At 59.8% G+C, this 24,699-nt stretch carries 22 protein-coding genes; 10 read left to right on the top strand and 12 right to left on the bottom strand.

All coding sequences use genetic code 11. The features are described 5' to 3' along the window. Positions 1–81: 81 nt before the first annotated feature. The 3 genes from VY732_RS27305 to fdhA all read left to right on the top strand — a co-directional run bounded on the left by VY732_RS27305 (position 82) and on the right by fdhA (position 3,197). Positions 82–714: a sarcosine oxidase subunit gamma gene (locus VY732_RS27305; protein ID WP_008086919.1), complete on the top strand. Its 633-nt coding sequence runs from the start codon at positions 82–84 to the stop codon at positions 712–714. A gap of 249 nt (positions 715–963) precedes the next feature. After that, positions 964–1,821 carry a formyltetrahydrofolate deformylase gene (gene purU, locus VY732_RS27300; RefSeq protein WP_008086918.1) on the top strand — a complete coding sequence of 286 codons (858 nt, stop codon included), beginning with the start codon at positions 964–966 and terminating at the stop codon, positions 1,819–1,821. 176 nt (positions 1,822–1,997) lie between these two features. Further along, on the top strand, positions 1,998–3,197 hold the full coding sequence (gene fdhA, locus VY732_RS27295) for a formaldehyde dehydrogenase, glutathione-independent (RefSeq protein ID WP_038363199.1): 1,200 nt from the start codon (positions 1,998–2,000) through the stop codon (positions 3,195–3,197). A gap of 253 nt (positions 3,198–3,450) precedes the next feature. On the opposite strand, the gene VY732_RS27290 is transcribed toward fdhA, so the two are convergent. Together VY732_RS27290 and VY732_RS27285 are read right to left on the bottom strand one after the other, a co-directional pair. Beyond that, complete coding sequence (locus VY732_RS27290; RefSeq protein ID WP_331692770.1) at positions 3,451–4,125, bottom strand: anti-sigma factor; 675 nt, start codon at positions 4,123–4,125, stop codon at positions 3,451–3,453. Further along, a complete protein-coding gene (locus tag VY732_RS27285; RefSeq protein ID WP_331692768.1) occupies positions 4,122–4,757 on the bottom strand; it encodes a sigma-70 family RNA polymerase sigma factor in 636 nt (211 codons plus the stop codon). The genes VY732_RS27290 and VY732_RS27285 overlap by 4 nt, the downstream gene beginning before the upstream one ends. A 150-nt stretch (positions 4,758–4,907) precedes the next feature. On the opposite strand from VY732_RS27285, the gene VY732_RS27280 reads away from it, so the two are divergent. Next, the gene (locus tag VY732_RS27280; protein WP_077574816.1) at positions 4,908–5,465 is read left to right on the top strand and encodes a DUF2780 domain-containing protein; all 558 of its coding nucleotides are present in this window, start codon (positions 4,908–4,910) and stop codon (positions 5,463–5,465) included. Position 5,466: 1 nt separating this feature from the next. Here the strand turns inward: VY732_RS27280 and VY732_RS27275 are convergent, their stop codons facing one another. After that, positions 5,467–6,354, bottom strand: coding sequence for an acyltransferase (locus VY732_RS27275; protein WP_331692766.1), 888 nt, complete (start codon positions 6,352–6,354; stop codon positions 5,467–5,469). Between the two features lie 306 nt (positions 6,355–6,660). Between VY732_RS27275 and rloA2 the strand changes: the two genes are divergently transcribed. From rloA2 to creD, 4 genes are all read left to right on the top strand, one after another. After that, entirely contained in the window at positions 6,661–7,164 is a 504-nt protein-coding gene (gene rloA2, locus VY732_RS27270; RefSeq protein ID WP_007909997.1) for a retropepsin-like aspartic peptidase RloA2, read from the top strand. Between the two features lie 73 nt (positions 7,165–7,237). Then, positions 7,238–7,918: a two-component system response regulator CreB gene (creB, locus tag VY732_RS27265; RefSeq protein ID WP_331692763.1), complete on the top strand. Its 681-nt coding sequence runs from the start codon at positions 7,238–7,240 to the stop codon at positions 7,916–7,918. Continuing rightward, positions 7,918–9,336: a two-component system sensor histidine kinase CreC gene (gene creC, locus VY732_RS27260; protein WP_331692762.1), complete on the top strand. Its 1,419-nt coding sequence runs from the start codon at positions 7,918–7,920 to the stop codon at positions 9,334–9,336. The genes creB and creC overlap by 1 nt, the downstream gene beginning before the upstream one ends. 175 nt (positions 9,337–9,511) lie before the next feature. After that, on the top strand, positions 9,512–10,882 hold the full coding sequence (gene creD / locus VY732_RS27255) for a cell envelope integrity protein CreD (protein ID WP_331692761.1): 1,371 nt from the start codon (positions 9,512–9,514) through the stop codon (positions 10,880–10,882). A 199-nt stretch (positions 10,883–11,081) separates the two neighbouring features. On the opposite strand, the gene VY732_RS27250 is transcribed toward creD, so the two are convergent. The 8 genes from VY732_RS27250 to VY732_RS27215 form a co-directional block, all read right to left on the bottom strand. Continuing rightward, positions 11,082–11,711 carry a glutathione S-transferase gene (locus tag VY732_RS27250; protein ID WP_331692759.1) on the bottom strand — a complete coding sequence of 210 codons (630 nt, stop codon included), beginning with the start codon at positions 11,709–11,711 and terminating at the stop codon, positions 11,082–11,084. Between the two features lie 176 nt (positions 11,712–11,887). After that, positions 11,888–12,067: a hypothetical protein gene (locus VY732_RS27245; RefSeq protein WP_077574808.1), complete on the bottom strand. Its 180-nt coding sequence runs from the start codon at positions 12,065–12,067 to the stop codon at positions 11,888–11,890. Further along, entirely contained in the window at positions 12,064–13,194 is a 1,131-nt protein-coding gene (locus VY732_RS27240; protein ID WP_331692757.1) for a PepSY-associated TM helix domain-containing protein, read from the bottom strand. Before VY732_RS27240 ends, VY732_RS27245 begins: the two co-directional genes overlap by 4 nt. 74 nt (positions 13,195–13,268) lie before the next feature. Further along, complete coding sequence (locus VY732_RS27235) at positions 13,269–15,695, bottom strand: TonB-dependent siderophore receptor (RefSeq protein ID WP_331692755.1); 2,427 nt, start codon at positions 15,693–15,695, stop codon at positions 13,269–13,271. 208 nt (positions 15,696–15,903) lie between these two features. Beyond that, a complete protein-coding gene (locus VY732_RS27230) occupies positions 15,904–16,878 on the bottom strand; it encodes a FecR family protein (protein ID WP_331692753.1) in 975 nt (324 codons plus the stop codon). Next, complete coding sequence (locus VY732_RS27225; RefSeq protein ID WP_331692751.1) at positions 16,875–17,351, bottom strand: RNA polymerase sigma factor; 477 nt, start codon at positions 17,349–17,351, stop codon at positions 16,875–16,877. The genes VY732_RS27230 and VY732_RS27225 overlap by 4 nt, the downstream gene beginning before the upstream one ends. A gap of 367 nt (positions 17,352–17,718) precedes the next feature. Then, positions 17,719–18,426, bottom strand: a complete 708-nt coding sequence (locus VY732_RS27220) for a 3'-5' exonuclease (protein WP_123594016.1) — start codon at positions 18,424–18,426, stop codon at positions 17,719–17,721. Continuing rightward, on the bottom strand, positions 18,423–20,357 hold the full coding sequence (locus VY732_RS27215; RefSeq protein ID WP_331692750.1) for a putative nucleotidyltransferase substrate binding domain-containing protein: 1,935 nt from the start codon (positions 20,355–20,357) through the stop codon (positions 18,423–18,425). The genes VY732_RS27220 and VY732_RS27215 overlap by 4 nt, the downstream gene beginning before the upstream one ends. A gap of 258 nt (positions 20,358–20,615) precedes the next feature. Between VY732_RS27215 and VY732_RS27210 the strand changes: the two genes are divergently transcribed. Then, entirely contained in the window at positions 20,616–21,062 is a 447-nt protein-coding gene (locus VY732_RS27210) for a response regulator (protein WP_331692748.1), read from the top strand. Between the two features lie 399 nt (positions 21,063–21,461). Here VY732_RS27210 and VY732_RS27205 read toward each other — a convergent pair whose 3' ends face one another. After that, positions 21,462–23,639, bottom strand: coding sequence for a malate synthase G (locus tag VY732_RS27205; RefSeq protein ID WP_331692746.1), 2,178 nt, complete (start codon positions 23,637–23,639; stop codon positions 21,462–21,464). A gap of 504 nt (positions 23,640–24,143) precedes the next feature. Between VY732_RS27205 and VY732_RS27200 the strand changes: the two genes are divergently transcribed. Then, complete coding sequence (locus VY732_RS27200; protein ID WP_116028337.1) at positions 24,144–24,662, top strand: glycine cleavage system protein R; 519 nt, start codon at positions 24,144–24,146, stop codon at positions 24,660–24,662. Positions 24,663–24,699: the final 37 nt, after the last annotated feature.

Genomic DNA, 24,699 nt, shown 5'->3' with positions numbered 1-24,699 from the left:
CCCTTGTAGGAGTGAGCCTGCTCGCGACAGCGGTAGATCTGCCTACACAGGGCTCAAGTCAGAATTCAGCAAAGGTGCTTTATGACCACAGCCAATGTTTACCAACAACGCCCGACCACTGGGGCCAAGGCCGAGTCGTCGCTGCACCATGCCGACCTCGCCAGCCTGGTCGGCAAGGGCCGCAAGAACGCCGGCGTGATCGTGCGTGAGAAAAAACTCCTCGGTCACCTGACAATTCGTGGTGATGGCCACGATGCCGCGTTTGCCGCCGGCGTACATAAAGCGCTGGGCATCGAACTGCCCGGCGCCCTCAGCGTCATCGTCAAAGGTGAAACCAGCCTGCAATGGATGGGCCCGGATGAGTGGCTGCTGATCGTGCCAAGCGGTGAAGAGTTCGCCGCCGAACAGAAACTGCGTGAAGCGCTGGGCGATCTGCACATCGCGATCGTCAACGTCAGCGGCGGCCAGCAAGTGCTCGAACTGAGCGGGCCGAACGTGCGTCAGGTGCTGATGAAGTCGACCAGCTACGACGTGCACCCGAACAATTTCCCGGTGGGTAAAGCGGTCGGCACGGTGTTCGCCAAGTCGCAGCTGATGATTCGCCACACCGCTGAAGACACCTGGGAACTGCTGATTCGTCGAAGCTTCTCGGATTACTGGTGGTTGTGGTTGCAGGATGCTTCGGCTGAGTACGGGTTGAGCGTTCAGGCCTGAAAGATCAAGAGCTACCCCCTCACCCCAGCCCTCTCCCCCAGGGGGGAGAGGGGGAAAGGGAGCTGATCTCGGGCGATTTCAACAGCCGAGTCTGGCTGGCGATAGATTTTCCAGAGCTTGAATTCGGCTCGGTATTTCAGGTCGACGTAACACGAAAGAACACCTCGGTCAGTCCCCTCTCCCTCTGGGAGAGGGCTAGGGTGAGGGAAAAACCTGACACCCCGCACAAAGAACAGGAGTCACCGCACCATGAGCCGCGCCCCAGACACATGGATTCTGACCGCCGACTGCCCCAGCGTCCTCGGCACGGTGGACGCGGTCACGCGTTTTCTGTTCGAGCAGGGCTGCTACGTCACCGAACACCATTCGTTTGATGACCGCCTCTCCGGGCGCTTCTTCATTCGCGTGGAATTCCGCCAGCCCGACGGCTTCGACGAACAATCCTTCCGCGCAGGCCTCGCCGAACGTGGCCAGGCCTTCGGCATGATCTTCGAGCTGACCGCGCCGAACTACCGACCGAAAGTGGTGATCATGGTTTCCAAAGCCGATCACTGCCTTAACGACTTGCTCTACCGCCAGCGCATCGGCCAGTTGTCGATGGACGTGGCGGCGGTGGTCTCCAACCATCCGGATTTGAAACCGCTGGCCGACTGGCACCAGATTCCCTACTACCATTTCCCCCTCGACCCCAACGACAAACCGTCGCAGGAGCGTCAGGTGTGGCAGGTGATCGAAGAGTCCGGTGCCGAACTGGTGATTCTCGCCCGCTACATGCAGGTGCTGTCGCCGGAGCTGTGCCGCAAGCTCGATGGCAAGGCGATCAACATCCATCACTCGTTGCTGCCGGGTTTCAAGGGCGCCAAGCCGTATCACCAGGCTTATAACAAAGGCGTGAAACTGGTTGGCGCGACGGCGCATTACATCAATAACGACCTCGATGAAGGGCCGATTATTGCCCAGGGCGTCGAGGCGGTGGATCACAGTCATTACCCTGAGGATTTGATTGCCAAGGGGCGCGATATTGAAGGCCTGACGCTGGCGCGGGCGGTTGGGTATCACATTGAGCGAAGGGTTTTCCTCAACGCCAATCGCACGGTCGTTCTTTAGATAGCTATCGCGAGCAGGCTCACTCCTACAAGGGGTACGCATTCCAATGTAGGAGTGAGCCTGCTCGCGATAGGGCCATAACAAACAACGCAAAACCAACAAGCAATAACCCGAGCACTTAACGCGCTGCCTGCCTGGGCAACGCGGTTCCATAAAAACAACAGCGAGGTGAAAGCATGTCTGGCAATCGTGGTGTGGTGTATCTCGGCGCTGGCAAGGTCGAAGTACAGAAAATCGACTATCCGAAAATGCAGGACCCGCGCGGTCGCAAGATCGAGCACGGGGTCATTCTCAAAGTGGTTTCCACCAACATCTGCGGCTCCGACCAACACATGGTGCGCGGCCGTACCACGGCGCAAACCGGTCTGGTGCTGGGCCACGAGATCACCGGTGAGGTGATCGAAAAAGGCTCCGACGTCGAAAACCTGAAAATCGGTGACCTGGTTTCCGTACCGTTCAACGTGGCTTGCGGGCGCTGCCGTTCCTGCAAAGAGCAACACACCGGCGTCTGCCTGACCGTCAACCCGGCCCGTGCCGGTGGCGCTTACGGCTACGTCGACATGGGCGACTGGACCGGCGGCCAGGCGGAATACGTGCTGGTGCCGTACGCTGACTTCAACCTGCTGAAACTGCCGGATCGCGACAAGGCCATGGAGAAAATCCGTGACCTGACCTGCCTCTCCGACATCCTCCCGACCGGCTACCACGGCGCCGTCACTGCCGGCGTTGGTCCGGGCAGCACCGTGTACATTGCCGGCGCCGGTCCGGTCGGTCTGGCCGCCGCTGCCTCTGCGCGGTTGCTCGGTGCAGCAGTGGTGATCATCGGTGACGTCAACACCATCCGCCTGGCCCACGCCAAGTCCCAGGGTTTTGAAATCGTCGACCTCTCCAAGGACACGCCGCTGCACGAACAGATCGCCGCACTGCTGGGCGAGCCGGAAGTGGATTGCGCAGTGGACTGCGTCGGCTTCGAAGCGCGCGGCCATGGCCACGACGGCGTCAAAGCCGAAGCGCCGGCCACCGTACTCAACTCGCTGATGGGCGTAGTGCGTGTGGCCGGCAAGATCGGTATCCCGGGCCTGTACGTCACTGAAGATCCGGGCGCCGTGGATGCCGCCGCGAAAATGGGCAGCCTGAGCATTCGCTTCGGTCTGGGCTGGGCCAAGTCGCACAGCTTCCACACCGGGCAAACCCCGGTGATGAAGTACAACCGCCAACTGATGCAGGCGATCATGTGGGATCGCATCAACATTGCTGAAGTGGTGGGGGTGCAGGTGATCAGTCTGGATCAGGCGCCGGAAGGGTATGGCGAGTTCGATGCGGGCGTGCCGAAGAAGTTTGTGATTGATCCGCATAAGTTGTTCAGTGCGGCGTAAGGCTTAAGCTCGATACAAAACGGCGACTTCAGGGTCGCCGTTTTTGTTGCAAGCCCAGGTCAAAAGCTACCCTCACCCCAGCCCTCTCCCGGAGGGAGAGGGGGCCGACCGAGGTGTCTTGCGTCGTACATCGACTTGAAAGATCGAGTCGACTATGGATTCAACGCAAGTCTTTCACGTCGGCGTATTACGTCAATATCCCACGGTCAGTCCCCTCTCCCTCTGGGAGAGGGCTAGGGTGAGGGGCTTTGCTTTACAGTGCCGCCAGCGCCCCTTGATACAGAACCGGTCCGGTCGGTTGTCCAGTCGGCGAGCCACCTTTAGGTTCCAGACTGACCGCCAAAGCAATCGGTTTGCCGATCAACATCTTCTGCGCCTCGTTCAGCTCAACCTTGCCTTTGCCCCCCGCCGGAATAACGCCGAGGGAAATCGGTTTGCCGTCAGCCGGAATCGCCCACAGTTCCAGGCTACGATCCGCACCAACCGCCGCCAGTGTCAACGGCTCGACCTGCAGATAATCCGCATGCGCCTCGACCTTCAGCGCCGGTTGCGCATCGGCGGTCAGCAGGGTGGCGTGGTAGCGGGCGTCGTCGCGGTTGTACAGCGAGCCGAGGAAGACCAACACCACGATCGAACACAGTGCAGCGGTGACGCGCAGCCAGTTCCAGAACGGCCGTTTCTCAGGCACATGCAGCACTTGCGGTTCGATTCGCGCGGTAATGCCTTGCCACACTCGGTCGGGCACGGGATGTTCCGGTATCGCTTCGGTGAGAGAGGCGAGGCTTTCCTGCCATTGCGCCACTTCAGCTCTCAACGCAGCGTCGTCCAGCAGCAATTGCTCAAACCGCCGCCGCGCAGGCGCAGACATCAGGCCGATGGCGTAATCGGCAGCGAGGGCGCGGCGCAGGGCAGGGGTCTGGTAGTTCATGATTCAAGGCACCGACGCAGACGCTCCAGGCCACGGCGGATCCACGATTTCACCGTTCCCAGTGGCGTGGCCAGGTGTTCGGCGAGTTCCGTGCACGACAATCCCTGAAAGTAAGCCACGGTGATCGACTGGCGCTGCATGCTTTCAAGGGTGTCCAGACAGCGGTTCAACGTCTGAGCCTCGCGTGCGCTGTTTAGTTGCTCGTGAGCCGAGGGGCTTTCGTCCGGCAGCGCGTCCTGTTCCAGATCGGTCAATGGCCGGTCACGATGTTTGCGCAACTGATCGATGGCCTGATTGCGGGTGATGTTGATCATCCAGGTCAACGGCGCCGACAGGTGCGCTTCGTAGCGCGAGGCGTTGTTCCAGATGCGCACGAAACTTTCCTGCAGCACTTCCTCCGCCAGATCGGTGCGGCCCATAAAACGCAGGGCGACGCCATGCAGGCGCGGGCCGACGCTGCGATAGAGCGTTTCGAAGGCGCGACGATCACCCAGTGAGCACTGGGCCAACAGCTGTCGCAGCTGATCGGTGTCGGCGATGGGAATGACGACTCTCCAGGCAAAGGTCGGGCGACGAGGGCGAGACTCGGACTGTTCACAGGCTAGTTCAGCGACAGCGGTTGTGCCATTCATCGCGAAGGTGTCCGGGATTTCACGTTTTATATACGCAGGCCGGACGAAAATGGATGCGCCGCGCCGGAACATGCCGGCGGATACCCGGTCAAACCGGCAGTTTCACTGCCCGTTCAACGGGTGGTTTTCACAGCGCAAGAGGATGTCTGAATGAAGATTTCACGCGGTATTGCCTTGGCTTCACTGATGACCCTTGCGGCCAGCCCGGTATTTGCTGGTTTCAGCCTCGACGACGTGACCAAGGCTGCTGCCAGCATGCAGGGCGGCAACGCGGCCACCGCTGCGGCTCCGACCTCGGAAACCGCCGGTCTGCTGCAAGCCGTCACCGGTCTGGGTGTGACGCCGCAGCAAGCCGTCGGCGGCACCAGCGCCATGCTGGGCCTGGCCAAGAACCAGTTGAGCAGCACCGATTATTCGCAGTTGGCCAAAGAAGTGCCGGGCATCGACAAACTGTCGGGCGGTAGCGGCAACCTGGCGGCGTTGAGCGGGTTGCTCGGTCAGTCCGGCAAATCCGCCGGTCTGGAGAACGCACTGGGCAACGTCAAGGACACCAATGACCTGAACAACGCCTTCGGTGCGCTGGGCATGGACAGCGGCATGGTTGGCCAGTTTGCTCCGGTGCTGCTCAAGTATCTGGGTGATCAAGGCGTCGGCGGCCCGCTGCTGCAAAGCCTGGGCAGCATCTGGGGCGCCGGCACCGGTAGCTGATTCAGCCGCGCTCGCTGCGCAGTTCGGCGATGCGCTGATCTTTCTCGTTCCAGAGCTGGTTGACCCAGCTCTGGACCTTCTCGCGAAACGCCGGATCATTCTCGTAATCGCCCTGCCACAGCGCCGGGTCGAGTTCGCGGGTCTTGATGTCGATGATCACGCGCGGCACGTTGCCGCTGATCAAATCCCAGAACCCGGGGATTTTCGCCTGTGGATAAACCACCGTTACATCGAGAATCGCATCCAGCTGTTCCCCCATCGCCGCCAATACAAACGCCACGCCGCCAGCCTTGGGCTTGAGCAGGTGGTTGAACGGTGATTGCTGCTGCGCGCTTTTCGCCGCGGTATAGCGCGTGCCTTCCAGATAATTGACCACGGTCACCGGCTGACGCTTGAACAGCTCGCAGGCCTGCTTGGTGATTTCCAGATCCTTGCCGGCCAGCTCCGGGTGCTTCGCCAGAAAGGCCTTGGTGTAGCGCTTCATGAACGGGTAATCCAGCGCCCACCACGCCAGCCCCAGAAACGGCACCCAGATCAGTTCTTTCTTGAGGAAGAATTTGAAGAATGGCGTGCGCCGGTTCAGCGTCTGAATCAGCGCCGGAATATCGACCCACGACTGGTGGTTGCTGACCACCAGATAGGAAGTGTCGCCGCGCAAGTCTTCACCGCCGCGAATGTCCCACTGGGTGGGGATGCACAGGCGGAAAATCAGCTTGTCGATTTCCGCCCAGGTTTCGGCGATCCACATCACCGCCCCCGACGCGTAATCGCGCCAGCGGCCTGGTGCGACCAGTTTGAGCAGGGCAAACACCAGCAACGGCCCGATCAGGATCAGGGTGTTGAGCAACAGCAGCAGGGTGACGAAACAGCCGGTGAGCAGGCGGCGCATAAGCAACTCTTTGCAAACGGATGGGCGCGCCATGATAAGCAGCTTCGCGCGGCAGGCCAAATCGGTGGTGACGAATGTTTCACTTTTGGGCCGGTATGCTTTGCTCAAGCGTTGTGTTGAATGTGCTGGCCTCTTCGCGAGCAGGCTCGCTCCCACACTGGATTCAGGTGTATTAAAAATGTCTGCTCAGCACAAAACCCTGTGGGAGCGAGCCTGCTCGCGAAAGCGATTTCAAGGCGAACGAATGCCTCAATGGGTGTCTAAAATCCCAGTCTGCCGCCCTCAATTTCCAAGGAAGCCCCTTACGTGAAATCCCTCCTTGCACTGTTTGCCCTCGTCGCGCTGCCGGTCATGGCCGCCGAGCCGACCCTGTACGGGCGCTATGAATACATCGCACTGCCGGAAATCGGCGGTGAAGTGCTCAAGGCCAAGATGGACACTGGCGCGCTGACCGCCTCGCTGTCGGCCAAGGACATCGAAACCTTCACCCGCGATGGCGATGAATGGGTACGGTTCCGCCTCGGCACCAAGGACGCCAGTAACAAGGTCTACGAACACAAGGTCGCGCGCATCAGCAAGATCAAGAGCCGTTCGGATGAAGAGGACGAGGGCGAAAGCACCGAAGTCGCCAAACGCCCGGTGGTCGATCTGGAGCTGTGCTTGGGTAACGTCAAGCGTACCGTTGAGGTCAACCTGACCGACCGCAGCAACTTCAATTACCCGTTGCTGATCGGTGCCAAAGCCTTGCGCGAATTCGGCGCGGCAGTGAACCCGGCGCGGCGCTTCACGGCCGACAAGCCGGACTGCTGAGCCAAGTGGTCTCATTGACGTAACGTCAGGCTTGGGGCACCGTTCGCGCACTTAACCCACGGGCTCGGACGCCATGCCTCATATCCTGATTGTCGAAGACGAAGCGGCAATTGCCGACACGCTGATTTTTGCCTTGCAGGGCGAAGGCTTCACCACCACGTGGCTGAGCCTCGGCGCGGCAGCGCTGGAGCATCAGCGGCAGACCCCGGCCGATCTGATCATCCTCGACATCGGCCTGCCGGACATCAGCGGTTTCGAGACCTGCAAGCAACTGCGGCGCTTCAGCGAAGTGCCGGTGCTGTTCCTCAGCGCCCGCGATGCCGAGATCGATCGTGTGGTCGGGCTGGAGATTGGCGCCGACGACTACGTGGTCAAGCCGTTCAGCCCTCGAGAGGTCGCGGCGCGGGTCAAGGCCATCCTCAAGCGCATGGCGCCGCGTCCAGTGATTGAAGCCACTTCGGCGCTGTTTCGCATCGATCCCGAGCGCGTACAAATCAGCTATCGAGGCCAGACGTTAAGCCTGACCCGCCACGAATTCCGCCTGTTGCAGTGCCTGCTCGAACAACCCGAGCGGGTGTTCAGTCGCGAACAACTGCTTGATGCGTTGGGCGTGGCGGCCGACGCCGGTTACGAGCGCAGCATCGACAGCCACATCAAAAGCGTGCGCGCCAAACTGCGTCTGGTGCGTGCCGACGCCGAGCCGATCCAGACCCATCGCGGCCTCGGTTACAGCTACAGCCCGGGGCACAGCTGATGTCGCTGGGGCTGCGGATCTTTCTGGTGTATGTGCTGTTTGTCGGCCTCACCGGGTATTTCGTGCTCAACACGGTGATGGAAGAAATCCGTCCCGGCGTGCGTCAGTCCACCGAAGAAACCCTGGTCGACACCGCCAACCTGATGGCGGAAATCCTCCGTGACGATTTCAAGGCTGGCACCCTTAGCGAGAACCGCTGGCCGGAGTTGCTGCGCGCGTATGGTGATCGTCAGCCGCAAGCGACGATCTGGGGCTTGCCGAAAAATCAGGTCAACCATCGCATCTACGTCACCGATGCCAAAGGAATAGTCGTGCTCGACTCCAGTGGCGTTGCGGTCGGTCAGGATTACTCGCGCTGGAACGACGTCTACCTGACCCTGCGCGGTGAGTACGGCGCCCGTTCGAGCCGCAGCGATGCGGATGACGCGAGTTCGTCAGTGATGCACGTCGGCGCGCCAATTCGCGATAACGGGCAGATTATCGGCGTGGTCACTGTGGCCAAACCCAACAGTTCATTGCAGCCCTATGTGGATCGTACCGAACGGCGTCTGCTGTTTTACGGCGCGGGTTTGATTGGTTTAGGTCTGTTGTTTGGCGCGTTGCTGTCGTGGTGGTTGAGCCGCGCGCTGCACCGTTTGACCGGTTATGCCCAAGCGGTGAGCGAAGGCCGGCGGGCGGAAGTGCCGCACTATCGCGGTGGCGAGCTGGAACAACTGGCTAACGCTGTGGAGCAGATGCGCACGCAGCTGGAAGGCAAGGCTTACGTCGAGCGCTACGTGCACACGCTGACCCATGAACTGAAAAGTCCGCTGGCGGCAATTCGTGGCGCCGCGGAGTTGCTGCAAGGGGACATGTCACCGGTTCAGCGGCTGCGCTTTGTCGGCAACATCGACAGCGAAAGTGCACGGATGCAGCAGTTGATCGAACGGTTGTTGAATCTGGCGCAGGTGGAGCAACGTCAGGGCCTGGAGGAACGGGTCGCGGTGCCGTTAACGGTCTTGGTCGATGAGTTATTGCAAGGTCAGGCGGCGCGGATCGAGGGCAAGCAATTGCGCATCGAGCAGACGATTGCGGCGGATCTGCTGCTGATTGGCGAGCCGTTTCTGTTGCGTCAGGCGTTGGGCAATCTGCTGGAAAACGCACTGGATTTCACCCCGGTTGAGGGGCTGCTGCGGTTCAGTGCCGAGCGGGTTGGCGAGCAGATCGAATTTCGAATGTTCAATGAAACGGCGCCGATTCCGGACTACGCTTTGCCGCGTCTGACCGAGCGCTTCTACTCGTTGCCGCGCCCGGACAGTGGGCGAAAAAGCACGGGTTTGGGGCTTAACTTCGTTGAAGAAGTGGTCAAGTTGCATGGTGGATCTATGCAGATTCGCAATGTCGAGAACGGTGTTGAAGTGATATTGCGCTTGCCTTGATACCGAGGCGCGGCCTTCGCGAGCAGGCTCGCTCCCACAGGGGAACGCATTCCAAATGTAGGAGTGAGCCTGCTCGCGATAGGGCCAGTGAATTCCCCACACAATCTCCATATTCCCCCCACATTCCCCTCATACAGCACCACCAGACTTTCCCCATCCAAACAGGGAGAGTCCCATGAACAAGAATCTGACGATAAAGCTCGGCGCCATCGCCGTGCTGATCCTGCTGTTGCTGATCCCGCTGCTGATGATCGACGGCGTCATCGACGAGCGCCAACAGTTGCGTGATGGCGTGCTCGAAGACATCGCCCGCAGTTCCAGCTCCAGCCAGCAACTGAGTGGGCCGGTGATGGTGGTGCCGTATCGCAAAGTGATTCACAACTGGAAAAACAACGACAAAACCAACCAGCGTTACGACGAACCGGGCGAAGAGCGCGGGCGTTTGTACTTCCTGCCGGAACGTTTTGAACTCGACGGCCAGGTGCAGACCGAACTGCGTGCGCGGGGTATTTATGAGGCGCGGCTGTTCCACGCCGATAACCGCATCAACGGCCATTTCTCATTGCCGGCGCAATTGGGCATCAAGGAAGACTTCAGCGATTACCAGTTTGATGCGCCGTTTCTCGCGGTCGGCATCAGCGACATTCGCGGCATCGAAAATGCGCTGAAACTGGAGCTCGATGATCAGCGTCTGGACTTTGTACCGGGGACTCAAGTGGGCTGGCTCGGTGAAGGTGTGCGGGTGACGCTGCCGTTGCTCGACACCAGCAAAGCCACGGAACTTGGCTTTGGCTTCGATTTGCGCCTGCAGGGCACCGGCTCGTTGCAAGTGCTGCCGGTGGGCAAGACCAGCAGTGTCAGCCTCACGGCCAACTGGCCACACCCGAGTTTTGTCGGCAACTTCCTGCCGGGCAAACGCGAGATCAACGATCAGGGTTTCAGCGCCGATTGGCAGACCACGTTCTTCTCCACCAACCTGCAAGACGCCATGAGTCGTTGCGTGAGCGGCAATGATTGCGAGGCGTTCAACGGTCGCAGCTTCGGTGTGAGCTTCATCGATCCGGTGGATCAGTACCTGAAGAGCGACCGGGCGATCAAATATGCGCTGCTGTTCATCGTCCTGACGTTCGCCGGTTTCTTCCTGTTCGAAGTACTCAAGAGCCTGGCCGTGCACCCGGTGCAATACGCGTTGGTCGGTGTGGCGCTGGCGTTCTTTTATTTGTTGTTGCTGTCGCTGTCGGAGCACATTGGTTTTGCCCCGGCGTATCTGTTGTCGGCCAGCGGTTGTGTGCTGTTGATCGGATTCTATGTCTGCCATGTGTTGCGCAGTGTGCGTCATGGCTTGAGCTTTTCGGCGGGGCTGGCGGCCCTGTACGGCCTGCTCTATGGCTTGCTGAGCGCCGAGGATTACGCGTTGTTGATGGGCTCGTTGCTGCTATTCGGTCTGCTCGGCGTGTTTATGGTGCTGACGCGCAAACTGGATTGGTACGGGATCGGGCAGAAGCCGGCCAAGCCGTTGGAGTTTGATGTGGGGGCGATGCAATGAGCGGGTTGCGTGAAGATCAGCGAGAGGTGGAGGTTTTGGTGACACTGATTTTTGCAGCGCTGCCGCCGGAACCGAGGTGGTGCATTCGCGAGCAGGCTCGCTCCCACAGGATTTGTGCTGAAACAGAGTTCTCTGCCACACCCAAAACCAATGTGGGAGCGAGCCTGCTCGCGAAGAGGCCGGAACAGGCGCCGCCGATTTAAGGCTTGGGCATCGTGGCGATCATGGACGGTCGCTGACTCACTTCAAAGAACCAGTTGGCCAATTGCGGGTTGGCCTCACGCCAACCCAGATCAGGGAAACGCAGGTCGAGGTAACCCAGCGCACATGCCACGCTGATCGCTGCCACATCGAAATGGCTGGTCAGCTCGGCAATCGCATCCTTTTCCAGTACAGCGAGGGCGCGGCGGATCTTGTCGCGCTGGGCCTCGAGCCATTCGTCCCAATGCTTTTCCGGAGCACGCAGGACCATTTCATAACGCACCATCACCGACGCATCCATGATCCCGTCGGCCATCGAGGCCAGGGTCAGACGCCGCCAGCGCGCCGAACCTTCGCGCGGGATCAGCGGGTTGCCGACGTGCTGCTGGTCGAGGTAATCGAGGATGACGCGGCTGTCATGGATGACATTGCCATCGGCCAGGCGCAGGGCAGGGATCTTGCCCAGCGGGTTGTCGACATTGAGCTCGGCGCTCGGGCTGACCGGGCTGAGTACGCAGTCTTGCAGGGTGACGCGATCCTGCTGGCCGGTTTCGTGCAGCAACACCATCACTTTGCGCACGAACGGGGAGAGCGTGTTGTGGTACAGGGTCATGCTGGGGGCGGACATTGGCAGGGTCTCGATCAGAACGATGAGGGAGCAGCATAGCCTGTCAGTGCACGAGCTCAAGCCTTGCGCCGATCCAAATGTAGGCCTTCGCCTGCTCGCGATAGCGTAATAACATTCAACAACTATGTTGACTGATCCACCGCTATCGCGAGCAGGCTCACTCCTACAAAGGTTTTTCAGCTTCGCTGCAGCAATCCTCTTATGGCCAGAAATGCCGGCACACCGAGCCCGACCCAGCTCAGCGCATCCCAAATCCCATCCCCAAGCAACGCCGCAAACAACCCCGCTGCACTGAGCAACGCAATCACGATCGGCGTGCTGAATACCTTCCAGAAATTCGACTGACGTGGCTTCATGCAGACGCCTCCGCCGTTTCCAGCACAGGCTTGGCCGCTTTGCGCCGCACCACCCACAGATACACGCCACTGCCGAGCACGATGATGGTCAGCACATCAAGCGTGGCCCAGAGGATTTTCATTGGCATGCCGCCGTAGTCACCGAAGTGCAGCGGTTGCGACATGCCCATGGCGTCCATGTACCACGGCCGTTCGGCCACGGCGGTGACCTGCAGCGTGGTGGCATCGATCAGCACCGGCGTCAGCAGATGCGAGGTCAGGTGCGTACCGCCCTTCATGAACACCGAGTAGTGGTGTTCGCTGGAAAACCGTGTGCCGGGGAAGGCAATGAAATCCGCTTTCATGTCCGGTGCCACTTCGGCGGCGATATCGAGCAAACGCGTGGCCGGTGCCAGGTGGGTCAGCGGTGGCGCATCGCGGTAGGGTTCGATCAGCGCAGTCAGTGCATCGTTGCGCCAAGCGGCGATCAACAGGTCTGCGCAAGCGCTGATCACACCGGTCACGCCGACCACCAACGCCCAGGTCAACGTGACCACGCCGATCAGGTTATGCAGGTCGAGCCAGCGCAACCTTGTGGATTTGTCCTGACGCACCGTGCCGAACTTCAAACGGCGCATGAACGGCAAATACAGCACCGTCCCGGATACGATGGCCACGACAAACAGCAGCCCCATGAACGCCAGCAGCAATTTACCCGGCAATCCGGCAAACATGTCGACGTGCAGGCGCAGGATGAACAGCATCAAGCCGCCGTTGGCCGACGGCGTTTCCAGCGCTTCACCGGTACGCGCATCGAGCATGAAGGTGTGCGACGAATTCGGCTCGGTGCCGGCAGTTTTCGCCATGATCGTCAGCACGGCATTCGGCTCATCGTCATCGAAACCGAAGTACTGCACGACTTCGTCGGGACGATGTTTTTCTGCGGCCTCGACCAGTTGCGCCAGATTCAGCCGTGGCGTGTCCGCCGGCATCTCGCGCACTTCAGGCGCATCGCCGAGCAGGTGCTCGATCTCGTGATGGAAAATCAGTGGCAGACCGGTCAGTGCCAGCAGCAACAAAAACACGGTGCAAATCAGGCTGGTCCAGGTGTGCACGAACGACCAGCGGCGGATTGTTTTACTTTTCATTTCATGACCTTCAAAAACACCAAAACCGTCCACGAGGGACGGCCTGGTCACAGGGCCTGTTTCAGCTCAATCGCTTACCACTTGTAAGTGGCGCTGGCGACGACACTGCGCGTGTCGCCGTAGTAGCAGTAGAAACTGTCGCAGGTGGAAATGTATTCCTTGTCGAACAGGTTGGTCGCGTTGACGGCCAGCGACGCGCCTTTGAGGCTGTTGTCCAGACGACCGAGGTCGTAATGCACCGAAGCGTCGAACACGGTGTAGGCGTCAGCCTTGCCCAGCCAGGTGTTGGCCTTGTCGCCGTAGGTGTTGCCGGTGTAACGCACGCCACCGCCAATGCCGAAGCCGTCGAGCACGCCGGCGTGCCAGGTGTAATCGGTCCATAGCGACGCTTGCTGGTTCGGCATCAGTTGCAGGCGATTGCCCTTGTCGACGCCATTCTGCACTTCCGATTTGGCCAGGGTGTAGGCAGCGATGACTTTGAGGTTGTCAGTCACGTCGGAAACCGCTTCCAGCTCCAGGCCTTTGACTTTCACTTCGCCGGTCTGGCTGGTGATCGACACGTTGTTGACGAAGGTGTTGACCGAAACGTTCTTCTGAGTGAGGTCGTATACGGCAGCGGTCAGCAGGGTTTTGCTGCCCGGTGGCTGGTACTTGATGCCCAGTTCCCACTGCTTGCCTTCGGTCGGTTTGAGCGAGCCGGTCGAAGTAGCGTCGGCGCCCGTGGTCGGCTGGAAGGATTCGGCGTACGACAGGTACGGCACGAAACCGTTGTCGAACACGTAGCTGAGCGCTGCGTTGCCACTGAAGGCCTTGTCGCGCTGGGTGTTGGTGGCATCACCCTTGTTGAGGAATTTGGTGCTGGTGTGTACCCAGTCTTCACGGCCGCCGAGGGTCAGGCGCCACTGGTCGAGGGCCATCTGGTCCTGGATGTACAGGCCGGTCTGGTAGGTCTTCTGGTCGTAATCGTAAAACGCCGTCGAGCGTGCCGGGCGCACGATCGGCTGACCGTAGATCGGGGTGATCACGTTGGTGGTCAGGCCGTCACCGAAGATCGAGGTGTAGTTGGTGTTGTTGCGCTGGTGATCAAGGCCCAGCAGCAGGGTGTGGCGGATGTCGCCGGTGGCGAAGTCGGCCTGGAAATTGTTATCCACGGCGAACTGGCTGATGTCTTCGTCGACGCTGGTGCTGGTGCGGTTTACGTTGCCCTGATCGTCAACTTGCGCGAACGGGTAGGAACCCGGCGTCAGCGACTGGAACGACAGATCCGACTTGGTGTAGCGCAGGTTCTGCTTGAACTGCCAGACATCGTTCAGACGATGTTCGAAGGCATAGCCCAGCGCGTAGTAGGTGCGGTCGTAATATTCCCAGTCCGGATCACCCAGATTCTTGTGGTGGGAAATATCACCGAACGGTGACTTGATCTTGGTGCCCTGAATCGGCAGAAACTGGCTGGTGATGCCGGTATCGTCGCGGGTGAACTGGCTCAGCAGGGTGAGCTTGGTGTCATCGTCGATGTTCCAGGTCAGGCTCGGCGCGATGTTGTAGCGCTTGTTGTCGACGTGATCGACCTGCGTGCCGCTGTCACGTACTACGCCACTGAGGCCATAGAGAAACTGGCCGGCGTCATCGATCTTGCCGGTGCTGGCGAAGTTGATCTGGCGGTGATTGTCGCTGCCGTACTGGAGCTGGATTTCGTTGCTGGCTTCAGCACTTGGGCGACGGCTGACCATGTCCAGCAGGCCGCCCGGTGGCGTCTGGCCGTAAACCGAGGAGGCTGGGCCGCGCAGCAGGGCGAGGCGGTCGAGGTTCCAGGTTTCCTGTTTCGGGTTGGCGTACACGCCTTTTGGCAGCGGCAGGCCGTCGAGGAACTGGGTCGGTTCGAAACCGCGCACACGCAGCCAGTCGGCGCGGGTGTCGCTGCCGTAGCTGCTGGCGGTGATGCCGGGCATGTAGCGCACAGCGTCGTCGAGACTGTGCACGCTGCGGTCGTCCATTTGCTGGCGAGTGGCGACGGAGATCGAACGCGGTGCTTCGACCAGCGCGGTGTCGGTCTTGCTGCCAGCGGCGGTGCGAGTGGCGGTGTAGCCTTCGACCGGGCCCCAGGCGCTTTCGAAGTTTTCCACGCCGATGACCGAAGTTTCCGGCAGGGCCAGCGTTCCTTCAGGCACGGCCACGAGGGTGTAGGTGCCGGTGCTGCTTTGCTCCAGTTGCAGACCGGTGCCACGCAGCGCCGCGCGCAGAGCGCCTGCCGCATCGTACTGGCCGTTGACCGGTGCCGAAGTCTTGCCTGCCGCCAGCGACGGATTCAGCGACAGCGCGATGCCGCCCTGGCTGGCGATCTGGTTCAGGGTGGTCGACAGTGGCGCCGCCGGCAGGTTGTAGGCGCGCACGCTGGACGCTTGTTCAGCGGCGAGCAACGGACTGCTGATCAGCGGTGCGCTGAGCGCGATGGCGACGGCCAGCAGACTGGGGCGCAACAAGGTGTCTAGCGAACGGGACATACGGCGGCTCCTGAATGGAAATATTTCTCAATTGCCTGTGTGCCGGATGAAAAGCAGAAAGTGATAGGGCTGGATGAAAATAATTTCGATTTAGGGAAAATAGCGTTGTAGCGGATGACGCCATCGCGAGCAGGCTCACTCCTACAGGGGAACGTATTTCAACTGTAGGAGTGAGCCTGCTCGCGATAGCAATAGCTCAGCCGCCACATCACTCAGGCTTGATATCGGCCTTCGCGACTGTGACCCAATACGGCGTATGCCGCTCGATCTGCACCGGCAGGGTTGGCAGCAATGCGCTCAAGGCTTTATCGGTGTCATGCAGCGGGAAGCTGCCGGTAATCCGTAAATCCGCCACGTCCGGCGCCACGCCCAGATGCCCGCGACGATAACGCCCGAGCTCATGCACCAGATCGCCGAGGCGCGCGTTATCCACCACCAACATGCCGCGCGTCCATGCGTCGGCGCCGGGATTGAGCGCGACAATCGAGCCTAACCCGTCACTGCGCAGCAGCACTTGCTGGCCTTCATGGAGAATGTGTTCTTCAGGATTGGATTGCGGGTGCGCCGCCACCGCCGACTGCAATACGCTCAGACGCGTGCCTTCGTCTTCACGCTTGACCAGAAACCGCGTACCCAGGGCACGCATGCTGCCTTCGCGGGTTTCGACGATAAAGGGCCGTGCATCGCCATGACCGGTCTCGACGAGAATTTCGCCTTCCTGCAATACGATCAGTCGGCGCTTCTCATCGAACTGCACATCCACCGCACTGTGGGTATTGAGATTCAGCACAGTGCCGTCCGCCAGGCGCACGGTGCGCTGTTCGCCCGTAGCAGTGCGTTGATCGGCGAGCCAGTAATCCAGCGGCATAAACCGTTCACTGGCGAACAACCCCAAACCAACAATCACTACAACGCTGGCCAACCCACTGCCAAGCTTGCGCACCCGTCGGCGAATGCCTTCGCGCGACTGTAGCAAGGCACTGCGTGCCGGGCCTTTAGCCACACTGAAACGCTGATCGAGCATGCCCAGTTGCCGCCACGCGCGGGCGTGTTCTTCATGGGCCGCGTGCCATTTGGCGAACTCTTCTCGCTCCAGCGGACTACTCGAATCGAGGGTCAGTTGCCAGGCAATCGCCGCGTCCAGCACATGCGCCGGCACCGGTCTGGAACTGGCCGGACTCATGTCGGTTCCCCGTACAGAGCGATGTAGCACTGCCGAATGCCTTGCGCCAGATATTGCCGAACGCGCGGCACCGAAACGCCGAGCTTCCCGGCGATCTCGGCATGGCTGAGACCATCGAGGCGGTTATAAAGGAAAGCGGCACGGGCCTTGGTCGACAGTTTGCCGAGCAAGCGGTCGATGGCTTTGAGGTCTTCGAGGATCATTTGCTGTTCTTCCACCGAGGGTTGTTCGCCTTCGGGGATCAGCATCAGTTCGGTGAGGTAGGCCTGTTCCAGCGCCGCGCGACGGAAGTAGTCAAACAGCAGACCTTTGGCGATCGCCACCAGAAAGGCCCGCGGCTCGCGCGGTGTCAGCATGTCGTCGCGACCGAGCAGGCGCACAAAGGTATCTTGGCTCAGGTCTTCGGCGCGCTCTGGGCACGCCACATTGCGCCGCAGCCATGCCAGCAGCCAACCACGATGGTCGCGATACATCGCACCGACGAGCTCACTGTTAGGGCTTGGGACTGACGACACCGGACATCACCGATTGGGAAATGTTAACTAACGCGAATTGTTCGCGATTGTGGCAGAGGTGGGAATGGTTAGCAATTGGCCACTGGTCAGGTGGGCGGTTAAAGGCAGACCCTCACCCTAGCCCTCCCGAAACGTCGGACCGCCCAGAGGGAGAGGGGACCGATCGGGGGATATTGACGCAATACGCCGACGTGAAAGATTTCTGCTGAATCCATAATCGACTCGATTTCTCAGGTCGATGGAAAACCCGAGACCCCTCACCCCAGCCCTCTCCCTCTGGGAGAGGGCTGGGGTGAGGGGGATGGATCTTGGACTTGACTCAACTTCAGAACGAAGGCGCCTGCTGCCGCCGCTTCCACTGACTCAACCGCTGCTGCAAATTCAACGGACTATGAATCTGCTGCCCCCGCGCCCGGCTGAACAGAATCAACGCCAACTCCGCCGTCGCCAGCGCATCGGCACTCGCGTTATGTCGCTCGAACACTTCCAGCTTGAACCAGTCGATCCACTCATCCAGCCCGGCCTCACGAATCTGCGCCTGCGGACACACCAGCGGTGCAATGTCGGCGACATCGAGAAACACCTGCTGCAACTTGTGCCCCAAATGTTCCTTCAACGCGCGACCGAGCATGTGCTGATCGAACGGCGCATGAAACGCCAATACTGGGCTTTCACCGATAAACTCCAATAACTCCAGCAGCGCCTCGGCCGGCTCACTGCCGGCGGCAATCGCATTCGGCCCCAATCCGTGAATCAACACGCTGGGGCTGAGCTTCAATTCGCGACATTGCAGCGTGCGTTCGAACTGCTGGCTGAAGTCGATCGCGCCGTCCTCGATCACCACCGCGCCAATCGACAGCACACGGTCTTTGTTCAGATTCAGCCCGGTGGTTTCCAGATCCAGCACCACCCAACGTTGTTCGCGCAACGTGCATTCGCGCAGTTCGGTGATCGTCGGCAGCTGCGCCAGACGCTGCTGAAAATCCACCGGCACCACCGCACTCGCCGGGCGCAGCCACGAGAACAGGCTCATAGCTGATACCGCAACGTCAGGCTGCTTTGCAGGCGCTGGGCCTGGCGCAGGGATTCTCGCAGGATGCGCCGGTCGAGGTGATTGAGGCTGTCCGGGTCGACGCGGTTGGAATAGGGCAGGTTCTCCCGCGTCTGCAGTTGATGCTGCTGCATGCGCGTTTGCTGAATGAAGTGATACGCCTCTTCATACGCCGCGCCATCCAGTCGCTCGATGACTTCTTTCTCGACCAACTGACGGAAACGTTCGAGGGTGTTGTTGGCGTCGATGCCGTTGGCCAGCGCCAGCAATCGTGCGCCATCCACGAACGGCGTCAGCCCCTGCACCTTGAGGTCCAGCGTGGCTTTCTCGCCATTCTTGCGCGCCAGCACAAACTCGCGGAAACGCCCAACTGGCGGACGATTGCGCAGGGCGTTCTCGGCCATCATGCGCTGGAACAAACGGTTGTCGCCGACCTGATCGAGAATCCCCCGGCGCAATTGTTCGCAGCTTGTTTCATCGCCCCAGACCACGCGCAGATCAAAGTAGATACTCGAACCCAACAGATTCTCCGGTGTCGCCTCACGAATAAAAGCCGCAAAGCGCCGTGCCCATTCCGCTCGCGACAAACACAGCTCGGGGTTGCCGGCCATGACGTTGCCCTTGCACAGAGTGAAACCGCACAGCGCCAGACTCTGGTTGATCTGCTGGGCGATCGGCAGCAGCTTGCCGCGAATTTCCGCCGCATGTGCTGCGTCTCTCGCATCGAACAAAATGCCGTTGTCCTGATCGGTGTGCAGCGTCTGCTCGCGGCGGCCTTCGCTGCCGAAACACAGCCAGCTGAACGGCACGCCGGGATCGCCCTTTTCGGCGAGGGTCAATTCGATCACCCGGCACACGGTGTGGTCGTTGAGCAAGGTGATGATGTGGGTGATCTGCGTCGACGACGCGCCATGAGCGAGCATGCGTTCGACCAGTTGGCCGATCTCGCCGCGCAGGCTGACCAGTTGTTCGACGCGCTGGGCGCTGCGAATCGTCCGCGCCAGATGCACCAGATCGACCCGTTGCAGCGAGAACAGGTCGCGCTCGGAGACTACGCCGCACAGACGCTGATCCTTGACCAGGCAGACGTGGGCGATGTGCCGTTCGGTCATGGCAATCGCCGCATCGAAAGCACTGTGATCCGGCGACAGATAAAAGGGCGAAGGCGTCATGTGGCGCTCGATGGCCTCACTGAAATCGCCGATGCCTTCGGCCACGACATGACGCAAATCGCGCAGGGTGAAAATCCCCAGCGGTGCCTTGTGTTCATCCACCGCAACGATGCTGCCGACCTGCTGTTCGTGCATCAGCTTCACCGCTTCACGCAGTGGCGTGTCGGGGCTGCAGGTTACCGGGTGACGCATCGCCAGTTCGCCCAGTCGGGTGTTCAGCGAATACTGGGTGCCGAGGGTTTCCACGGCTTTCTGCTGCACTTGCTGATTGACCTGATCAAGCAGGCTGCTGACCCCGCGCAAGGCGAAATCACGGAAGGCGTTGGAAAGGGCAAACAGTTTGATGAACGCCAGTTTGTTCAGTTGCAGGCAGAAGGTGTCTTCGCCGGCCAGGTGCTCGGTGCGCGTCGCGCGTTCGCCGAGCAATGCGGCCAGCGGAAAACATTCGCCGGTGGTGATTTCAAACGTGGTTTCGGTGCCGGGCTTGGTGATGTGCTGACGTTCGCCGACCACCCGACCTTGCTTGACGATATAGAAGTGTTCGACCGGGCCGTCGGCGGGTTTGATGATGCTCTCGCCCTGGCCGTAGAAACGCAGCTGACATTGCTCCACCAGATAAGCCAGGTGGGCGTGTTCCATCTGATTGAAGGGCGGGAAGCGCTGAAGGAATTGCAGGGTGCCCTGAATGTTCTGCAATACCGCGGTTTTCCCTGCCTGGGTGAAGGCGTCCGCTTTACTCATAACCATTACCGCAGTCTTTTTCGAATTGTTGTTGTCGGATCGTTACGGCCATGGTCGACCCCTACGGACAGGGTGCCCATTGGACGTAAGTCTAGGTTTTGCCACCATTGGCGCAGTTTCGGAGATGCCCTACACAAACAGTCGGAAATTCCCTTGTTTGCCCCCTTGGAAAAAAATCCGACGAAGTGCACATTGAAGCTCTGCCCAGCGATGTCTGACCACTTGCCAAGGGACTGTTTTGAATACTTAGAGAACGCCATGTCCGACCACGATATTTTGAGCGATGCCGAGCGAGAAGCGCTCAGTGCAGTCATGCTCGAACCTGATCTTCCACCTCAGCGTGTATTGATCGTTGATGACGACAAGGACGCCCGGGAGCTGTTGTCGGAGATTCTCGCGTTGGACGGTATTCGTTGCATGACTGCTGCCAGTGGTGAAACGGCGCTGAAGATGCTTTCGGAAAAACCCTCGATTGGGCTGGTGATCACGGATCTGCGCATGGGCAATGTCGATGGGCTTGAGCTGATTCGCCAAGTGCGCGAATCGGAGCGGGCAGAGTTGCCGATCATCATTGTTTCCGGCGATGCCGATGTGAAGGACGCGATTGCGGCGATGCATTTGAGCGTGGTGGATTTTTTGCTCAAGCCGATTGATACGGGCAAGTTGTTGGCGTTGGTGAAACATGAATTGGGGATTGAGCCCTAAGAGCCCCTCACCCTAGCCCTCTCCCAGAGGGAGAGGGGACTGACCGAGGTGGATGTGCAAGATACGCCGACCTGAAACTCCTCAGTCGAACTCAGGTTTTGAAAAGCACCAAGATCTGCTCCCTTGTCCCTCTACCCTTGGCAATTCCTGAGTCGAGCTCAGATTTTGAAAAGCATACAGATCTGCTCCCATTCCCCTCAACCCTTGGCAATTCCTGAGCCGAGCTCAGATTTTGAAAAGCATATAGATCTGCTCCCTTTCCCCCTCGCCCCCGTGGGGAGAGGGCTGGGGTGAGGGGGATCGATCTCAAGCCCTCCACAAATACCAGCCCACACCGCACTAACAAAAAAGCCCTGATCACTCGATCAGGGCTTTTTCATGTCCGGCATTCAGCGCAAGTTACAGGCCGTTGGCCTTCTTGAACTCGCGACGACGACGGTGCAACACCGGCTCGGTGTAACCGTTCGGCTGTTTGGTGCCTTCGATCACCAGTTCGACCGCCGCCTGGAAGGCGATGTTGCTGTCGAAGTTCGGTGCCAGCGGACGGTACAGCGGGTCGTTGGCGTTCTGACGATCCACCACCGGTGCCATGCGCTTGAGGCTTTCCATCACTTGCGCTTCGGTGACCACGCCGTGGCGCAGCCAATTGGCGATGTGCTGGCTGGAGATACGCAGCGTGGCACGGTCTTCCATCAGGCCGACGTCGTTGATGTCCGGCACTTTCGAGCAGCCGACACCCTGGTCGATCCAGCGCACTACGTAACCGAGAATGCCCTGGGCATTGTTGTCCAGTTCGTTCTTGATCTGCTCTGGCGTCCAGTTCGGGTTGACCGCCAGCGGGATGGTCAGGATGTCGTCCACCGAAGCACGAGCACGATTGGCCAGTTCGGCCTGACGGGCGAATACGTCGACCTTGTGGTAGTGCAGCGCGTGCAGCGCAGCAGCGGTCGGCGATGGAACCCAAGCGGTGTTGGCGCCGGCCAATGGGTGAGCGATTTTCTGCTCAAGCATCGCCGCCATCAGATCCGGCATTGCCCACATGCCTTTACCGATTTGCGCACGACCCTGCAGGCCGGTGCTCAGACCGATATCGACGTTCCAGTTCTCGTAGGCGCCGATCCACTTCTCAGCCTTCATGTCAGCCTTGCGCACAACCGGGCCGGCTTCCATGGAGGTGTGGATTTCGTCGCCGGTGCGGTCGAGGAAACCGGTGTTGATGAACACCACGCGCTCGCTGGCTGCCTTGATGCAGGCCTTGAGGTTGACCGTGGTACGGCGCTCCTCGTCCATGATCCCGACTTTCAGAGTGTTGCGCGTAAGGCCCAGCACGTCTTCGATGCGGCCGAACAGCTCGTTGGTGAACGCTGCTTCTTCCGGACCGTGCATCTTCGGCTTAACGATGTAGACCGAACCGGTGCGGGTGTTGCGGCGCGAGGTGTTGCCGTTGAGGTTGTGCATCGCCGCGAGGCAAGTGACCAGACCGTCGAGAATGCCTTCCGGCACTTCGTTACCGTCTTTGTCGAGGATCGCGTCGATGGTCATCAGGTGACCCACGTTACGCACGAACAACAGCGAACGACCGTGCAACGTCACTTCACCGCCATTCGGCGCGGTGTAGGTGCGATCCGGGTTCATGGTGCGGGTGAAGGTCTGGCCGCCCTTGGACACGGACTCCGACAGGTCGCCCTTCATCAGGCCGAGCCAGTTGCGGTAGATCACCACTTTGTCGTCAGCATCGACGGCGGCTACGGAGTCTTCGCAGTCCATGATGGTGGTCAGTGCCGCTTCCATCAGGATGTCTTTGACGCCGGCAGCATCGGTCTGGCCGACCGGGGTGCTGGCGTCGACCTGGATTTCGAAATGCAGACCGTTGTGTTTCAGCAGGATGGCGATTGGCGCGTTGGCGTCGCCCTGGAAACCGATCAGTTGCGCATCGTCGCGCAGGCCAGTGTTGCTGCCGCCCTTGAGGGTGACCAGCAATTTGCCGTCAGCGATTTTGTAGCCAGTCGAATCGACGTGGGAGCCAGCCGCCAATGGCGCAGCTTCATCGAGGAACGCACGGGCGAAGGCGATGACTTTGTCGCCACGCACCTTGTTGTAGCCTTTGCCTTTTTCTGCGCCACCGTCTTCGCTGATCGCGTCGGTGCCGTAGAGGGCGTCATACAGCGAACCCCAGCGGGCGTTCGAGGCATTGAGAGCGAAGCGGGCGTTCATCACCGGCACAACAAGTTGCGGGCCGGCGGTACGGGCGATTTCATCATCGACGTTTTGCGTCGTTGCGTGGAAATCAGCCGCTTCTGGCAGCAGATAACCGATTTCTTGCAGGAAGGCTTTATAGGCCACGGCGTCGTGCGCCTGACCGTTGTGTTCCTGGTGCCAGGCATCGATACGAGCCTGGAAGTCATCGCGTTTGGCGAGTAGGGCTTTGTTCTTCGGCGCCAGGTCATGAATGACCTTGTCGGCACCTTCCCAGAATTTTTCGGCGGTGAGGCCGGTACCGGGAATGGCTTCGTTGTTCACGAAGTCGAACAGGACTTTGGCGACCTGCAGGCCACCGACTTGAACGTGTTCAGTCATTGCTTGCCTCACTCTGCTCAGCTATTTCGCTTTTCAGCTCTTCAATTTTGACAATGAAGCCTCTGGCCATTTAAACCACAAACCTGCCGACCAGTACATGCCATTGCGGGCGGCTGGGCTGGGACCAATCAAAGGCTTGGGGCCTTGCTGACGGGGCTTTCAGGGTTGCGAACAGGCCTTGGGCAGACATCGATCCAGCGTTATGTAGTGCGCGCTGCGGCATACTACATGATGAGTTGCGCTTGTGAAAATCAGACTAATTACGTCGTTCTGCGACCTCATGTCGCATTGCGGTCACATCGCGGAACGGGATGTTCTCAAAAAACAGATGGATTGTTCCAGCTAAATATAAAAAGTTGTACACATAAATAGTATTTGGCTGCTATGCCAGCGGTTTATGTGGGAGCGAGCCTGCTCGCGAAAGCGTCGCTCGCCTCAACGCAAAATCGACCCTTGCCTATACTTCCCCTTCTATAACAAAAGTCATGACAAGAGGGCGACGCCATGGACCATCTCGTACTCACTGTTTTCGCCCCGGACAAGCCCGGACAGGTCGAGCGCATCGCCCAATGCATCGCCGAGCACGGCGGTAACTGGCTGGAAAGCCGCATGTCGCGGATGGCCGGGCAGTTCGCCGGGATTCTTCGGGTGGGCGTGCCGGCGGAGGCTTACGACGAATTAGTCGATTCCTTACAAGCACTGTCGACGCATGGCATCCGCGTATTGATTGCCGAGAGTGGCATCGAGCAATCCTGCACGTGGAAGCCGATTTCCATGGAGTTGGTGGGCAATGATCGGCCCGGCATCGTCCGCGACATCACACGGCTTTTGAGCGAGCAGGGCGTCAATCTTGAGCGGCTGGTTACCGAAGTGCGCCCGGCACCGATGAGCAGTGAACCGCTGTTTCACGCCGAGGCGATTCTGGCGGTGCCGCTGACCTTGTCGCTCGACGTTTTGCAGTCGCGTCTGGAAACCCTGGCCGACGATCTGATGGTCGAACTGGTGTTACGCACAGACGTTTAAGGGTCGATCAGGTTATCCAGTTTTAACGTGCACCTGC

The sequence above is a fragment of the Pseudomonas sp. ZY71 genome (assembly GCF_036542145.1).
In the GTDB taxonomy this organism is placed as follows: domain Bacteria; phylum Pseudomonadota; class Gammaproteobacteria; order Pseudomonadales; family Pseudomonadaceae; genus Aquipseudomonas; species Aquipseudomonas koreensis_A.
The sequence above is the reverse complement of the archived record's forward strand: the minus strand, read 5'-3'. Positions and strand labels throughout refer to the sequence as shown.

Coding starts and splice junctions, on each gene's coding strand:
- VY732_RS27305 (WP_008086919.1), top strand. CDS start 82: ATGACCACAGCCAATGTTTACCAACAACGCCCGACCACTGGGGCCAAG.
- purU (WP_008086918.1), top strand. CDS start 964: ATGAGCCGCGCCCCAGACACATGGATTCTGACCGCCGACTGCCCCAGC.
- fdhA (WP_038363199.1), top strand. CDS start 1,998: ATGTCTGGCAATCGTGGTGTGGTGTATCTCGGCGCTGGCAAGGTCGAA.
- VY732_RS27290 (WP_331692770.1), bottom strand. CDS start 4,125: ATGAACTACCAGACCCCTGCCCTGCGCCGCGCCCTCGCTGCCGATTAC.
- VY732_RS27285 (WP_331692768.1), bottom strand. CDS start 4,757: ATGAATGGCACAACCGCTGTCGCTGAACTAGCCTGTGAACAGTCCGAG.
- VY732_RS27280 (WP_077574816.1), top strand. CDS start 4,908: ATGAAGATTTCACGCGGTATTGCCTTGGCTTCACTGATGACCCTTGCG.
- VY732_RS27275 (WP_331692766.1), bottom strand. CDS start 6,354: ATGCGCCGCCTGCTCACCGGCTGTTTCGTCACCCTGCTGCTGTTGCTC.
- creB (WP_331692763.1), top strand. CDS start 7,238: ATGCCTCATATCCTGATTGTCGAAGACGAAGCGGCAATTGCCGACACG.
- creC (WP_331692762.1), top strand. CDS start 7,918: ATGTCGCTGGGGCTGCGGATCTTTCTGGTGTATGTGCTGTTTGTCGGC.
- creD (WP_331692761.1), top strand. CDS start 9,512: ATGAACAAGAATCTGACGATAAAGCTCGGCGCCATCGCCGTGCTGATC.
- VY732_RS27250 (WP_331692759.1), bottom strand. CDS start 11,711: ATGTCCGCCCCCAGCATGACCCTGTACCACAACACGCTCTCCCCGTTC.
- VY732_RS27245 (WP_077574808.1), bottom strand. CDS start 12,067: ATGAAGCCACGTCAGTCGAATTTCTGGAAGGTATTCAGCACGCCGATC.
- VY732_RS27240 (WP_331692757.1), bottom strand. CDS start 13,194: ATGAAAAGTAAAACAATCCGCCGCTGGTCGTTCGTGCACACCTGGACC.
- VY732_RS27235 (WP_331692755.1), bottom strand. CDS start 15,695: ATGTCCCGTTCGCTAGACACCTTGTTGCGCCCCAGTCTGCTGGCCGTC.
- VY732_RS27230 (WP_331692753.1), bottom strand. CDS start 16,878: ATGAGTCCGGCCAGTTCCAGACCGGTGCCGGCGCATGTGCTGGACGCG.
- VY732_RS27225 (WP_331692751.1), bottom strand. CDS start 17,351: ATGTATCGCGACCATCGTGGTTGGCTGCTGGCATGGCTGCGGCGCAAT.
- VY732_RS27220 (WP_123594016.1), bottom strand. CDS start 18,426: ATGAGCCTGTTCTCGTGGCTGCGCCCGGCGAGTGCGGTGGTGCCGGTG.
- VY732_RS27215 (WP_331692750.1), bottom strand. CDS start 20,357: ATGAGTAAAGCGGACGCCTTCACCCAGGCAGGGAAAACCGCGGTATTG.
- VY732_RS27210 (WP_331692748.1), top strand. CDS start 20,616: ATGTCCGACCACGATATTTTGAGCGATGCCGAGCGAGAAGCGCTCAGT.
- VY732_RS27205 (WP_331692746.1), bottom strand. CDS start 23,639: ATGACTGAACACGTTCAAGTCGGTGGCCTGCAGGTCGCCAAAGTCCTG.
- VY732_RS27200 (WP_116028337.1), top strand. CDS start 24,144: ATGGACCATCTCGTACTCACTGTTTTCGCCCCGGACAAGCCCGGACAG.